General features: G+C 47.5%; 9 protein-coding genes and 1 pseudogene. 2 read left to right on the plus strand and 8 right to left on the minus strand.

Annotated features, from left to right (window positions below; translation table 11 throughout):
* Together DBY66_RS17570 and DBY66_RS17575 are read right to left on the minus strand one after the other, a co-directional pair.
* A pseudogene (locus DBY66_RS17570) lies at positions 1-145 on the minus strand (DUF1176 domain-containing protein); the annotation flags it as partial.
* Positions 146-255: 110 nt separating this feature from the next.
* Entirely contained in the window at positions 256-633 is a 378-nt protein-coding gene (locus DBY66_RS17575) for a DUF1090 domain-containing protein (protein ID WP_108570370.1), read from the minus strand.
* A 336-nt stretch (positions 634-969) separates the two neighbouring features.
* Between DBY66_RS17575 and DBY66_RS17580 the strand changes: the two genes are divergently transcribed.
* On the plus strand, positions 970-2,226 hold the full coding sequence (locus DBY66_RS17580) for a hypothetical protein (RefSeq protein ID WP_233499598.1): 1,257 nt from the start codon (positions 970-972) through the stop codon (positions 2,224-2,226).
* Positions 2,227-2,343: 117 nt separating this feature from the next.
* Here the strand turns inward: DBY66_RS17580 and DBY66_RS17585 are convergent, their stop codons facing one another.
* The 6 genes from DBY66_RS17585 to hsdR all read right to left on the minus strand — a co-directional run bounded on the left by DBY66_RS17585 (position 2,344) and on the right by hsdR (position 13,163).
* Positions 2,344-3,660, minus strand: a complete 1,317-nt coding sequence (locus tag DBY66_RS17585) for an McrC family protein (RefSeq protein WP_108570371.1) — start codon at positions 3,658-3,660, stop codon at positions 2,344-2,346.
* Positions 3,657-5,720: an McrB family protein gene (locus tag DBY66_RS17590; protein WP_108570372.1), complete on the minus strand. Its 2,064-nt coding sequence runs from the start codon at positions 5,718-5,720 to the stop codon at positions 3,657-3,659. Before DBY66_RS17590 ends, DBY66_RS17585 begins: the two co-directional genes overlap by 4 nt.
* 329 nt (positions 5,721-6,049) lie before the next feature.
* Entirely contained in the window at positions 6,050-6,382 is a 333-nt protein-coding gene (gene symE, locus DBY66_RS17595; protein WP_108570373.1) for an endoribonuclease SymE, read from the minus strand.
* 224 nt (positions 6,383-6,606) lie between these two features.
* A complete protein-coding gene (locus tag DBY66_RS17600; protein ID WP_108570374.1) occupies positions 6,607-7,992 on the minus strand; it encodes a restriction endonuclease subunit S in 1,386 nt (461 codons plus the stop codon).
* The gene (locus DBY66_RS17605; protein ID WP_108570375.1) at positions 7,989-9,578 is read right to left on the minus strand and encodes an N-6 DNA methylase; all 1,590 of its coding nucleotides are present in this window, start codon (positions 9,576-9,578) and stop codon (positions 7,989-7,991) included. Before DBY66_RS17605 ends, DBY66_RS17600 begins: the two co-directional genes overlap by 4 nt.
* 72 nt (positions 9,579-9,650) lie before the next feature.
* A complete protein-coding gene (gene hsdR / locus DBY66_RS17610) occupies positions 9,651-13,163 on the minus strand; it encodes a type I restriction-modification system endonuclease (RefSeq protein WP_108570376.1) in 3,513 nt (1,170 codons plus the stop codon).
* Between the two features lie 670 nt (positions 13,164-13,833).
* Here hsdR and DBY66_RS17615 point away from each other — a divergent pair.
* The coding region (locus tag DBY66_RS17615) for a DNA methyltransferase (protein WP_146745191.1) at positions 13,834-14,359 on the plus strand (526 nt) is incomplete at its 3' end.

Raw genomic sequence — 14,359 nt, forward strand, 5'->3', positions numbered from 1 at the left:
CGCTGTAGCCCGCCGCACGACAGGTCAGCGTGTTATCGCACGCCAGTTCCCACTCTTTATGCGCAAACGAGACGCCTTCTTCAGCTATCGCCGGTATCATCAGGGCGTTAAGCAGAGGGAGCGCCAGCAGCAACCGTATCTTCATGCCATGTTTTCCATCAGAATAAAGCAGCAGTGTGAGGATTTTTTGCAGGCAGGAGAAGTGAATTTTTGCAGCGGCTGAGACGCGCAGATGTCGCCTCTGCCGCTGAGTGCTTAGCGGCTCAGTTCCGCCTGCGCGTCAGCCAGCTCCTCACGCGCCTCAGTGAGCTTGCGCTGCTGTTTTTCAATCTTATCGCGGCGGCCGCTGGCCTGCGCTTTCTGCAAATCCGCTTCGCGCTCAGCCACTTTCTGCTGCTTCTCCGCCACTTTCTCCTGACGCTCCTGCAGCAGGCCCGCATCGGTGCAGTGCTGCTGATTTTCACGCAGCGCTTTCTCCAGCCCGTTGATGCGCGCCTTATTACCAGATTCCCGCGCCATCTCCAGCTCCTGCTGGATCGACTGCTGTTTTTGCAGACAACCGCCGGCAGCCTGCGCGGCGGTGGCAGAGAGCGCTGCTGTCAGGGTAATCAGTGCAATCACTATTTTTTTCATGGTTTCATCCTGAAGGTAGAGTAAAGCGCTTATTATACGGCGGGTTCTTAACAGATTCTTAAAAGCGCAGCGCGGCAAAGAGAAAAAGCGGCTTTTTTTGATCCGGATCAGGTTTGTGGCTTTCTGCTGTGGGAGGCGTATGGGGTATCCGGAGAGTAGCGGTATGTTGCTAACAGCGCCTGTAGCCGCAAACTGAAGTTCATATAAAAAGACGTCTGCGGGGTATGTAATGCCACATCAGCAAAAAATGTATATAGCTTTGCATGCAGGATTCAGGCAGGCAGATTTGCTTTCATCAAATGCAACAACCGGAGACAATCACCCGGCAAGGCCTTAATGCGCCATGCCTGTAATACATTGATTAAAAATAAAAAATGTCAAGATTTGGTTGGGTATCAGAATATGGAAAATAACAGAATCAACAAGCGATTTATAAAACTGCGCGCCTGGTTTTTAACGATCCTTACACCCGCATTTGCGTCAACGTCAATTGCAGCGCTCTTCGTATGGTCGCACCTTGCACGTATCGGTCAAACCGGACTATTTTTTGACAGCATCTCTTTCTCATCACTGTTTGGTTACCTGATGGTCTTTGCCTGTGTCAGCATGCTTCTTTTTTGCATTGTATTATTTATGCCCTCGCTGCTGACCGGACTTTTTATTTTCAACTATCAGGGGGAAAGTCGTTTTCGTGACGAACTGACAGAAAACAATATCAAAATAATTCTTCTGACCTCGCTATTATCAACGCTAATAATTTTTGGCTATTTCTTTCTCATGCGTAACTCAGAAAGAGAAGTTGCACAGAATGTATTCCTTCAGTTAAGTACTATCTGGCTTTGCAGCTTTACACTTTCTCTGTGGTTCAATGGCTCAATAACATACAGACAGGTAAGCACGGAAAATAAGAGAAAGAAGATAAAAAGCTTTCTTTTCATGCATGTTTTACAGCCAACTCTTTTCTCTCTTGCAGCCTGTATATATATTTTCCCTCTTGAATTATTTCTTCGCACCCTGGAATTCCCGGAAGGGACAAACGAGTTCTGGCAGGCGCTGACGGTAATATCACTGTCTATTTTTCTGATTGTTTTCTCATTGATACCTGGCGTTGCGTTCCTCAGATTAAGATCCCGAACTACCTTATTGCATCAGGTAACAGTGACTGGTGGAATAATGGCTGGAATACTATTTATCATTTTTACATTTGTGCATATGGTACCTGCTCTGATACTAACGATGTTCCTTAAAACGTCCGGGATAATGGATCTGGCCCCTCATATTTATGGCGTCCCGTCCGCATCCTATCCTGCTGAATATTTCAGAGATTCAGCCTGGCAGGAAGAACGATCTTCAGATAAAAAATACTACCTGCTTAAGGCGGTAAAAATTTATTCGCTCGGAGACATACGCCTGATCTGTCCGCTGAATATTATTCAATCATATAAAGATAGCCTTCAATATCAACTCCTGGATACCGACTATGATGATAGTGTTCGCAGCAGGCTTCAGGATGCAGTTTCCCGATGCCGCAGGGTAAAGAGTCAGGAACTGCTGACACTTGAAAAATTACCACAGGCGGAAACCAAAAAGTAAACCAGCAAGAAATGCGCAGCGATGTCCACTCAGAAAAAAGTGAACATCGCCGCATTGTTGCGAGGATATTACCTGTCAATAATATGGCTAACTATGGGAAAGATAAAAGCAGGAATTTTAAATCAGGCTTTTCCCCTCAGGAAAACGCAGGGCAGAACTTTGCAAACTGTGACCAATGAAAAATGGCACTACCCATAAACGCAGCGGGTTTTCCTGTTGATGGCTGAATTCATAGGGATGAGGCAACGGCTGTTTAAAACCCTCATGTGAAGGATAAATCAGCAGCATATCTCCTGCTCCTTTTTGATAGTTAACGCCATAGGCCAGCATCTGGTAAAGGTCAGTCTGCGACTGTTCGAGTGTCGCCTTTCCGCCTTCGACCATTTTCCATTTAACATCACAAATCATCGCCTGTTTCTCATACTCCCTGCGAGGTTGCAGATAGATATCGGGTTTGAGCTTAAATACACCTTTGCCATTAAGATGAACCAGGGTATGCGAATCTACCTGAGCCTTTACATGCCAGTTATCGTTATAATGATGACGCATCCATGCAGTTACAAAAGATTCAAACACAGCTTCCATAGGGAAAAGTAGTGAAATTGCGTTAGCATCACCCTGCATACAGTGAGGCGACTGCCCCAGAAGAATCAGCTTCGCCCATGCCAGCGCATGTTCATAATGGTTCATATGCCGGTCGAGACGTACCTGGCCGAAGGCAACATTGACATCACCGACAGATGTAATGTCGTCAAAATACATTTTCAGGGAGTTAATTTGCAGAAGTAATTGAGGGTTACTGACCTGCCGATAGATTTTATCAATCGCAGTTTTGAGTATCCGGTTTTCAGGACGATCGGCGCTGTATTCATCAAACTCCACCTGAAAACGATCCCGACGCACGCAGTTTTTACTTAACTGCGCTGAGACCCTTAACTTTCCTTTCATCCAGGGGAGATTATCCTGCTGGCGTATATAGTCGCGCTTGAGCCCCTTCCTCACAATCTGCTGCACACTATCGATAAACTGCTGAATAAAAATATCCATCAGCGGCATTTTCGAGGTTCTGACACTGGATACGGACGTGGCAATATGACGAAAGGATTTTAGCGTACGCAGCATCATTAAAAGCTGCCGGCGTGCAGTGTCAACGTTATCATCATGTCGCCCGGTTTTAGGCAATACTTCGATAAACGCATTCCCCGGAAGAGAGATAACGCCAGCATAGTTTTTTACCTGCAGCGTTTTCACGCCACGTTGACTGCGCAGGGTGAGCAGACGATGGGTATTATCCGCATCATCACTCAGGCAGCGCTGTTCAAGCCACCCGAACAGATGTGCAGGTAGTGCGAGCGCATAATTTACGCGCCCGCTGTCTTTGTCACTGACCAGATATCCATATTCAAAGACTGTAAAACGCTGCCGCGAACTCATTTCCCCGGCTCCGCATCCTCTTTATGTGGAACATAGATTTGTTGCCAGGCCAGCGGATTGTCCCAGACTTCGTCTTCTTCAGGAGTAAGCTGGAAACTGGCACCGATCTCATGCAGTTCATCGGTCCCGCTCTGACCAAAGAGATCAGCAAACTTTTTCTGGTCTTTTACCTCGCGCACAAACTGAAGATGAGATTTGTTATCCTTTTGGTTATCGCCCAGCACCATGCGGATTTTTTGCCAGTCGTTGTAGAAATACTCTTCCAGCAGCGGCAGCACCTTGTTTCGCAATATCCGTTTGAGCCGCCTAAATGCCAGGTCCTCGTCATCTTTCGCCTGAACAACCGGAATGAAAAAGGCATGGCCCAGGGTATGCTCACGGTCATACAGTACCTGGATACGATCATTCAGGGTCTGCAGCAGACGTTTCAGGTCGATACCTTTAACAACGGTATCTTTAAGAACATCGGTGTCAGGCAGCATGGCCTGAAACTCGAATCGACGACGCAGGGCAGTATCCAGTGCGGTAAGCGAACGATCGGCGGTATTCATGGTGCCAATCAGATAAAGGTTGTTCGGTACGCTAAACGTATCAGAAGAGTAAGGTAGCATTACACTTAACGCCTCTGGCTCTCCGGCACGTTTAGACGTCTCTATCAGCGTGATCAGTTCGCCAAAGATTTTGGAGATATTGCCACGGTTAATCTCATCAATAATCAGGACATAGTTCTGCCGCTTTTCCGGTTCCGGTCCCTGTGAATGTGAAGGTAATTTTTCTTTTTCAATCAGGTGATGAAGAATGCTGCGCACATAGGACGGGTTGTGTACTTTTACCTGCGAGTCCTGGTACATCAGGCGAATATCTTTAAGGTAAGCACTGTAACCTTTCCCTAAATCCGCTTTTTTCGATTGCAACGGAAAAATGCCAAAGCAGGTCTTGAGTTTGTAAGCCAGCTGAAAGGCCTTACCATGCTGCGTTTTCAGGGTAATGCTTCCCTCTTCAGCCAGACGCTCTTGCAGACGGATTAGTGCATCATCAAGCTTTTGCTGAACCCCGGCGTGTCCAAACGTAGCATCTTCACAGATCTGCTTAAAAATGCCCGGTTTGATTTCGTAGCTGACGTCACCATCTTCGGTGGTTTCCGCTCTTAGTCCCTCGATAAACTCTTCATAGCCAAAACTTTGATGGAAGGTAATAAAGCGCACACGTTTTTCAGCAACCAGACGGTCATAAATTTTTTTCAGCTCGCGACGTCTTTCGCTTTCATCTTTACCTAACTGCTGTGAATAAGCTGCAGGTTCGCAAGCGCGGACAGCCAAATCGATAGTACGGTACGTTTTACCGGTGCCTGGAGGGCCGTAGAGGATGGTATTTTTAGGCAGTTGTGGAGTGGCCATCTCCTCGTCCTGATCGTCATCGATCACAGCAGCCTCGCTGCCAATAGAGGCAATATCATTCTTCCTGGGGATCACCTGCTCATAGAGATGCCAGAGTGACATATTCAGTTCAATAGGGTCAACATCATCCCCCAGCGCCTGATGTAAGGTTTTTTTCAGCACTATATTGCTGGCGAACCACTCCTGCCCTTGAGGGAGATCAAGCTGAAAATGGTTATTACAATAGTTGTAGCAGCTGAAAAAGTTGCTGGTATTCACAACGCTGGTAATTTGCGTCGGGTAGAACGCAGCAAAGGCACGATGGCACAGTGCCCGGTAAACCTTTTTTAATACTCCGTTTGTTTTCAGTTGAATCAGGCGATTAATCACTTGTTCATAATTCTCCTGCGTGCATCCTTTCGCAATCTGACAGGTAAGATTGAACAACTCCTCCTTCGCATTTTCGAATTCAGCCAGAGACATGCCACCCTGCCTGAGACTGGAGATACCGTTGTCGCGTTCATACCAAATCTGCCGGATCGTATCCGCCGAGAAATTGGGTTTTTCGGCCTGAATCTTTTCTACCAGCTGACGATAGGGCTCTCTCCAGCCAGGGTTATATTGATTATTTGTTGCTATATGAAAATGAAAGAAAGGGGCTAATGCAGCGGGATCCTGAACCATCACATACTCCGTGTGTAGGGCGATTTAGAAATGAGGCTAATACATCTTATCGGAATAATCTTAATCAAGTCACTATTCATTTAACGGTAACAGCAACAAATTCAGATGAGTATGAATGAGTAAAGTACTGGCGCATTAACTTTGCATCAAAGTGGTATCACTTTGATTTCGAATACAATTTTTCTTTCCAGTCAGGCAATATGGCGCTGGCCTGTAAGGAGGGGAACGTGGCCAACAGCGAAGAGTACTGAGCAACCGATGTGCTGGCGGAGGTAATCGCTTCGTGATAGTTAACCGCTCCCGATGCGATACCGGGAGCGGTTACTTATTCAGACGACTTTCTGTTTACCGACAATGACCCGAATAAATTCCTGCACCTGCTTTTGTTTCCGCGCCGACAGCTTGCACGCCTGACGCAGCGACTGCATGAGTTCAGACTCTTGCTGTTGGGCGGTGAGCACAATGCAGCCTTTCATTACCTTCACTTCAACCGCCGTACCACTGGCAAAACCAGCCTCTTCCAGCCATTGTCCTTTCATAGTGATGGCAGGAGTCCGACGATAATCCGGATAGCGGCTCGCATAGCCAACGGTTATTTGGCGATTATTTGCCGCGAGGACTTCTGGTTCAGCAGGTTGTGCAATAGAATGCGTGTCAGTCATGATTACTATTCCTTCTAAATAGTAGTTGTGATTAGCGGCGCGGGTGTGTTGGCGCACATCCGCGCCGCGCTAAATACCTGTACATATCATCAGGAAAGAGACAGGAAGTCCAGTATGAAATAGTGCAAAAAAAGCTATTTATAAAATCATTTGAATATAAAAATTACGCTTTAGCTGGCAGGAAATAATAAAAAGCGCACCAGCAAGGTGCGCAAAAATAAAGATCAGGGTTTTTTACGCGAGGCTTTTTTACCTGTGCTGGCTGCCCGTTCGGCTTTGATTTTTTCCAGCAACGCGGCGGCGCTATTTTCTCCGCTGATTAATTCCGGGTTTTCTGCCCGCCACTGGGCAGTGAGTTCGCCCCGGAAGGCTCTCGCCAGAATCGATTGTGTCAGGTTGTTGACGCGGGCAAGCGCGTTGTTGACCTGTTTTTCAACGGTGTCTGCGTAAGCGAAGAGTTGTTCTACGCGGCGGACGATTTCGTATTGTTCGTCAACTGGCGGAACTCTTAAAGGATACTTAGCAAGAGACTTTCCAGTAAGGTGTTTAATTGTTGTCCCAGTAAAAAGTTGGGATAACATTAAATTATTTGAATCATTTTTTAAATTCAAAACTAACCATTCAGGTGTTATTTTTTCGCTAACTCTGGCTCTATGTAGTGCTTTCTGAAAAATAACCTCCTCCCTCTCACCTCCGGACCAAATAGCACAGCGACCAGGTTCACCACCTTCACATATTAAAACATCATTTTTCTTGAGATTGAGTTCATTGAGTTCGCTTTCGGATATCAAAATCTCCTGAAGGTTTTTTAAGTTGAAACTAAACCAACGAACATTAACGTTTCCCAGATATTTTATTGGAACTCCAGTATTTTTCACTTTATCCAACATCTTACCAAGTCTGCTATCGACAAGTTCTGAGTATGTCAGGACAGACCATGTTGATGGTATTCCAGGCCATTGCCATTGATCACATAAAGGATGAGGTCTGCTTTCATGAATCTCCATTAATGTTCCGTTCATCGCTGCACCTAATACCGCCTGACGAAAACGCTTCAGGATTTTGGGGATTTGCTCAAGACGTGCTTTGGTGCTGTCTACCTGCGCCAGCAGCGTATCGAGTTTTTCAGCGATGATTTTTTGTTCTGCAAGTGGTGGAAGATTCATTGCAAGCGAATCTAATACCTCTAGCCGAATCCCTTTAACAGTTGTTCCCGTTCCTAAACTTTCAATCAGTTGAGCCTGTGCTCGGTACCAATGTATGAAAAAATTACGCTCTATACCGTTGGCTAGAAATAATGCTTTTAAGTCTTGATTTATTGCTGAATCAAAAGATGCAGTTACAACTTTGCCTAAACTCATACGGGTAGCTATGATTGGTACGCCCGCCGGTATGATGTTGGTACTACTGTTTTTAACTGCATCTGGAGTAATGTGATCGACAGTATCTATAAGGGTATGCTTATTCATATCCTTGACACTCATCCACGGAATATCACCCCGATAATATTCGGGAATCGCTTTACTCGGCGTTCCTCCTCCTACGATTTTTAACAGGGTATCACCGAGTTTGCACGGAACCCACCCCTCCGGCAGTTTCCCTTCACTCATTCCTTCACCTCACCAAATGCTTCCTGCAGCAACTGACGCTGCGCATCGGCTTTATCGCTCGCACCGAGTTCACGCATCAGCGCATCCAGTTCGCCCATCGCCTGTACCAGCTCACTCATCGCTTCTGCTGCTAAAATATCCGGTTCCGGCAGGCTGTCGGCATCAATACTGTCTTTATCTTTCAGCCAGGAGATATCCAGCGAATCGGATTTCGCCGTACGGATCCACTCGCGGCTGAATTTGCGCCAGCGGCTGGTCGCCAGATGTTGATCGGTGTTTTTGTTTTCTTCGCTGTCGGCTACTTCCGTCTCTTCGGCGTTAAAGCTCCACTCACCCTCGCTACGCGGGCTTAAGCCGTGCGGGTCTTCACCATATACGCGCTCAAACGGCTGTAAATGTTCCTCGGTAAACGGCGTGCGCTTGCCGAAGCTCGGCATATTGGTTCGCAGGTCATATACCCACACGTCATCGGTGCAGTTCTTATCCTGAGTCGGTTTTGCCACAGTGCCTTTGGTGAAGAACAGCACGTTAGTCTTCACGCCCTGGGCGTAAAAAATGCCGGTCGGCAAACGCAGGATGGTATGCAGATGACACTTATCCATCAGGTCACGACGGATGTCGGAGCCTTTGCCACCCTCAAACAGTACGTTATCCGGCACCACCACTGCCGCACGGCCGCCCGGAAGCAGGGTTTCAACGATATGCTGCATAAAGCAGAGCTGTTTGTTGCTGGTCGGATGAACGAAAGTACGGGTGATGTTGGTTCCCGCCGCGCTGCCAAACGGTGGGTTAGTCGCGACCACATGCGCCATCGGCAAGGTTTCACCATCGCTACCCAGCGTGTTACCCAGGCGGATCGCGCCACCGTGATCGAGGTTGCCTTCGATATCGTGCAGCAGGCAATTCATCAGCGCCAGACGACGGGTGCCCGGTACCAGTTCCAGGCCCACAAAGGCACGATGGATCTGGAAATCCTGCGTATCGTTATCAAGATCATCGAGATCATTAGTCTGCGACTTAATATAGCGATCGGCTTCAATCAAAAAACCTGCCGTACCCGCTGCCGGGTCCTGTACCACTTCACGCGGCTGCGGTTTTAGCAGGTGGATGATGGCTTTAATCAGCGGACGCGGGGTGAAGTACTGACCGGCACCGGATTTAGTTTCGTTAGCGTTCTTCTGCAACAACCCTTCGTACATATCGCCGAAGTCATCGCGGGATTTTCCGTGCGCACCGTTATACCAGTCCAGCGAATCCATATTGCTGACCAGCTCGGTCAATTGTTTAGGCTGAGTGATCGTGGTGTTGACGTTCTGAAATACCGCCTGCACCAGTTTCTGGTTATCAGCGCCCAGATGCACCAGCAGGTTACGGTAGAACTGCAGCTGTTCCTGCCCGATACGGGATTTCAGATCATCCCAGCGATAGCCTTTTGGCAGGTAGTCCGCTTCCTGACCGGTCTCTTTACACATTTTCAAAAACAGCAGCGAGGCGAGTTCATTAACGTAGTTTTGATAGGAAACGCCGCCGTCACGCAGGTTGTCACAGAGCTTCCATAGCTTCGCGACCAGATCGTTATTGTTCATTGGGTATTCCATAAATAGACTGCGGCCCTGTTCAGGGCCGCAGATGATGACATTGCCGGGGATGATAACGCGTTAAGCAGGCTCGTCCCAGATGTAATCGCTGAACTTATCGAGCAGGCTGTTGAGATCATCGTCGAAGATTTTTTGCAGCATCGCTTTGCCGCCACGCCGATGGAAATTGCCTGTTTTGAAAACATCGTCGTCAAGCACCACTTTCTCTTTCAGCGCCGTAGCTAAACGGTCGAGCCAGGTTAACTGCTCACTGTTCCAGTCGTTTTCGCCTTTGATGCGCTCCAGCGCATGTTCGACTCGCTCATCGAACGGCTTCAGCGCATCACCCACCGCTGCCCGGCGGATATGGCCGATCAGGCGGGCAGCGATATCCTGATTACGCGTCTCTTTCCACGCTTTGCGCAGGGAAGATTCCTCAAAGTGCTGGCGATCAAACCACTCCTGCAGTTCGACCAGTCCTTTGCGTGTAAGATCGCGCGGACGATTGATCACTGCCTGCAGGGCGGGCTGCGCATTCGGGGAACGTTGCACCAGAGCATCAAAAGCTTCAAGGAAATCCTGCGGCGTGTCGTACTCACCATAGAGCGACTTAACACTTACCACTTCATCGTCAATATCGAGGAAGATTGGCGCATCGTTCAGACTATTGATGTCAGATTTTAGCTTCTCAAGTCGGGCAATAAAGCCGGGCAGTTTATTGAAAACTTCAGCACTCCAGTGCGATCCTTTGTCACGCAGACGCGAAGCGAAGCCATTGAAGTTAACGCCCGCCGCGTCCTGGCAGAGTTCATCAAGACGACGCACCTGCTTATCTACGTTTTCGCTGCGATCGCAGTTGAACGAGGCCAGACCAATAATACGCTGCAGTTTGGCGACCAGCTGTTCATGGCTGTGCTCGGCAAAGCTGCGGCCATCCGCCTCGATGGTTTTGTAAGTCTCGGAATCGGTGATTTCATTGACCAGCGTCTGCAGTTCGACCTGAGGACGGACAACCACCGGGCGCATGGTATCGACACTTTCCAGCGAGCTATAGATATCGACACAGTCGAAAATCTTGAAGCTGGTTTTCGCCACCGCCGGACACAGACGCGTTGCACGGCCTTTCATCTGTTCGTACAGAATGCGGCTGCGTACCTTGCGCAGGAAAACGATATTACAGATTGACGGAATATCCACGCCGGTGGTGAGCAGATCAACGGTGACGACGATATTCGGCAGTCGCTCTTTATTAAAGCGGGTGATCATGGTCTGCACTTTGCGTGCGTCTTTATCGGCATCGCCGGTAATCTTGATAATCGCGTCGTGCTCCAGCTGCGGATGCTTTTTCTTAAACGCAGCGCGCAGCTCTTCCACCACCATATCGGCATGAGCGTTAGTAACGCAGAACACCAGCGTTTTTTGCAAGCCGGTGGGATCAAGATAGTCCGTCAGTTCATTACAGACGGCGCGGTTAAACGCAGGGATAATCAGCTTACGGTTAAAGTCGGCGACTTCAAAATCCTGCTCGTCTTCCAGGGAATCGTTAATCACTTCACCCTGCGAGTTGATGCGTTCTACCTGCTCACCCTGAGCAAGGTAAACGCCATCCTCTGCATTGCGGGTGGTGATCTGAATCGGCGGATCCTGATCAATCAGATAACCGTCGATGACCGCGGTACGGTAAGTGTAACGGTAAACCGGATCGCCAAAGATCTGCACCGTATGCAGCGCGGGTGTGGCGGTCAGTGCGACTTTCACAGCATCAAAATGGTCGAGAATACGGCGATAAGCTGAGACATAATCAAGCTGGCTGCGGAATTGCAGTTCACCCTCAGTCTGCTCTTTATCAAGAATGTAGCCACGGTGTGCTTCATCGACGACGATACAGTCGTAACGGCCAACCGGCATAGGTTCGTCCGATTGCAAAGTGCGTTTGACCAGCGACTGAACCGTGGCTACATGAATTTTAGTGCTGTCTTCGGGGAACTTATCCGTCAGCCCTTTGATATCAAAGATGCTGTTAAAGGTGTCGCCATTAATACGCGTATCGTCAAATGCGCCCAGCGCCTGCTCACCCAGAGAACGGCGATCCACCAGGAAGAGAATGCGCTTAAAACGCTGGGACTGGATAAGACGGAACATCAGAGCGATCGCGGTACGGGTTTTGCCGGTACCGGTCGCCATCGCCAGCAGGATCTCCTGCTGCCCATTCACAATGGCAGTTTCTACCGCCCGAACAGCATCTTCCTGATAATAGCGCAGGCCCAGTTCGCTCATCTCCGGATTATTAGCAAACCACAAATTTTGCCTCTGCGGATCGCTGCCAAGCATATCCAGTAGCTCTTCCGGGCGATGCCACTCCGGTAATGCTTTTGACATGTTGGTGGTGTAGCGGACGTCACGATACCAGATGCCACTTTTGGTCTTCATCGCTGCGCGGTATTCGCGCCCGTTGGTGGAGTAGCAGAAGGGAATTTTAAAGCGCTGTTCACCGCTGGTATCCTGCCAGCTGATTTCATATAGCGGCACCGCTTCGTGCACGTCTTCTGCCGCGTACTCTTCCAGCAACGTATCGCGCAAGAACGCATTATCGAAGTATTTACTGTAGCGATAGGACTCATTGAGTTTGGCGGGAACGTCGATATTCTTACGCTTCGCTTCTACTACTGCGATGGGATTAAGGCCAATAAATAAAACGTAGTCCGCAAAGCCCTGCTTGCCCGTTTCATCTTTACCGGTTGGCCACTCAGCAATAGCTTTATTAACTCCCGGCTCCGGGCGCGCGCCTTCGGAGAAGCGCAAAGCTTTGCTGTCGGCTTGCCAGCCTGCTTTACGCAGCTGTGCATCAATCAGGAAACGGCTCTCTTCTTCACTGAGTTCGAGCGTACGCTTGATGGCCTGATCGGTAATTTCTTTTTGGTATGCCTTACGTTCCTGTTCGGTCTGTTTAGCCAGTTCTGCATTTTTCTCAGCTAACTGGGCTTCCAGCGCCGCAAGTCGTGCCTGCGTTTGTGGTGCTGTTTCCTGCTGCTTCCCTTCCAGAATAGCGATATAGCCGTTCAGAGAGAGCAATTTTTGCTGCTGGGCTGCCAGCTCTGACTGACTCTGCGCTTTTTCACGTGATTGCTGTTCCAGCTGCTGTTTCAGCGTCAGCACTTCCTGGTGATAAAAATTTTCGCCACGTTCCGGCAACACAAAAACAGGCACAGGAAAGTCATAATTCTTAGTGACCAGTCGGTAATACCAGACACCCAAACGGAAGCCGAGCCGCAGGCACATCTGTGCATCGTCGAGATCGTTATGGTATTCATGAACCGCTTGGTTACCAATCCGGCGCAACTTGTGGAATACAGATAGGATAGCGTCGTCAACGAACGCAATTTTGCCCAGCTCACGCAGGAGATCGTGTTGGCTCTCGCATGTCGGTATACCTAGCAGCAGGCCAAGATGTTTAGCCGTCGCTTCACCAAACATACGCATTTTAACCAGTGTAGTATTGGGATCGTCCGGATAATTATTTTCCGCCGCACAGGCGATGGCATAAGTAAAATCGTTAACACCTTTCAGGAACTTAAAATTAGATTTATTCATCATTGGATTTTGGTCTGTCGATGTGTAGCCTGTGCATATGCTGATGGCTTATAAGCTTTTATCTTAGCTTCCTGCGTCTTCACGGGCAACGTACAGCGCCACATCAACTGATTAATTCTTAAGTTTTCGTTGATTTTAATGTGCTGTACTAAATACATAATCCCCAAATTTTTTCAGCAAAGACATTTTGATATGCCTTAATGTCAGATACAAAGATCATTAAACCGAAATAACTCAAACCAGACAGATTTAAGGCGGGAGGAAAACCGACGAAGACCTAGCAGATGCCAAATTCCAGACACAAAAAAAGCCGCTCATGAGCGACTTAGCTGTAACCTTTGGTGCGAAGGCCGGACTCGAACATCGCAACTATCCTTATGATCTTAATAGATTAAAATTTACTACATTGGACATAATACCATCATTGATACCATCAGTCCCGATTGATGATAATCGAACAGTATTATGAGCACCACTCATCAACTTTGCAATTGCATGTAAAGCGAGATACATAGCATTAAAAACAATATCTTTTCTCAGTTAACCTACTGAATTATTTATGTTTTAATTGATTATCACTACCTTCAAAAACGCTTCAATTACAGATTGGATCTTCAAAACACATTACCCATATGCTATGTTAGTTACACTCTTCACAACGATATGAATTAACATGCAGATTTCTAAGAAGATTTACTTTTCAGATTACAAATGTTCCTCGGCTAACAAGACTGGGATTACGATTGCTTTCTCTGAAAGTGAATATAATTTATACAATAATATCAAACATTTAAGTTCAGCCACCCTGAGGGATATGATTAACATACAATCATATGAAAAACTAGAAACAATCGCAAATGAAAAGAATGTAGGCAAGTCAACATTTATAAAAGATATTTTGGCAAAAAAATTTGTGAATCAGAAAAATGAAAAATCATTTATGCGTTTGCAATCAACCTTTAGCGGTGGCAAAGGTAGTCCAATGCATGATTGGTACCCATATTTAGAGGGTTATTCTCCCGAATTTGTGAAATGCTTGATTTCACGATTTGCTCCTAAAGCCAAAACAATTTTAGATCCATTTTGTGGCTCTGGAACAACAGCCATTGTTTCCGTTTTAGAGGGTTTAAATAATTACTATTGCGAAGTAAACCCTTTATGCCAATATATTATTGAAACAAAACTAATAGCTTTAACAT

Origin of the sequence: Pantoea sp. RIT413 (assembly GCF_003057675.2) — a bacterium.
Taxonomy (GTDB): Bacteria; Pseudomonadota; Gammaproteobacteria; order Enterobacterales; family Enterobacteriaceae; genus Pantoea; species Pantoea eucrina.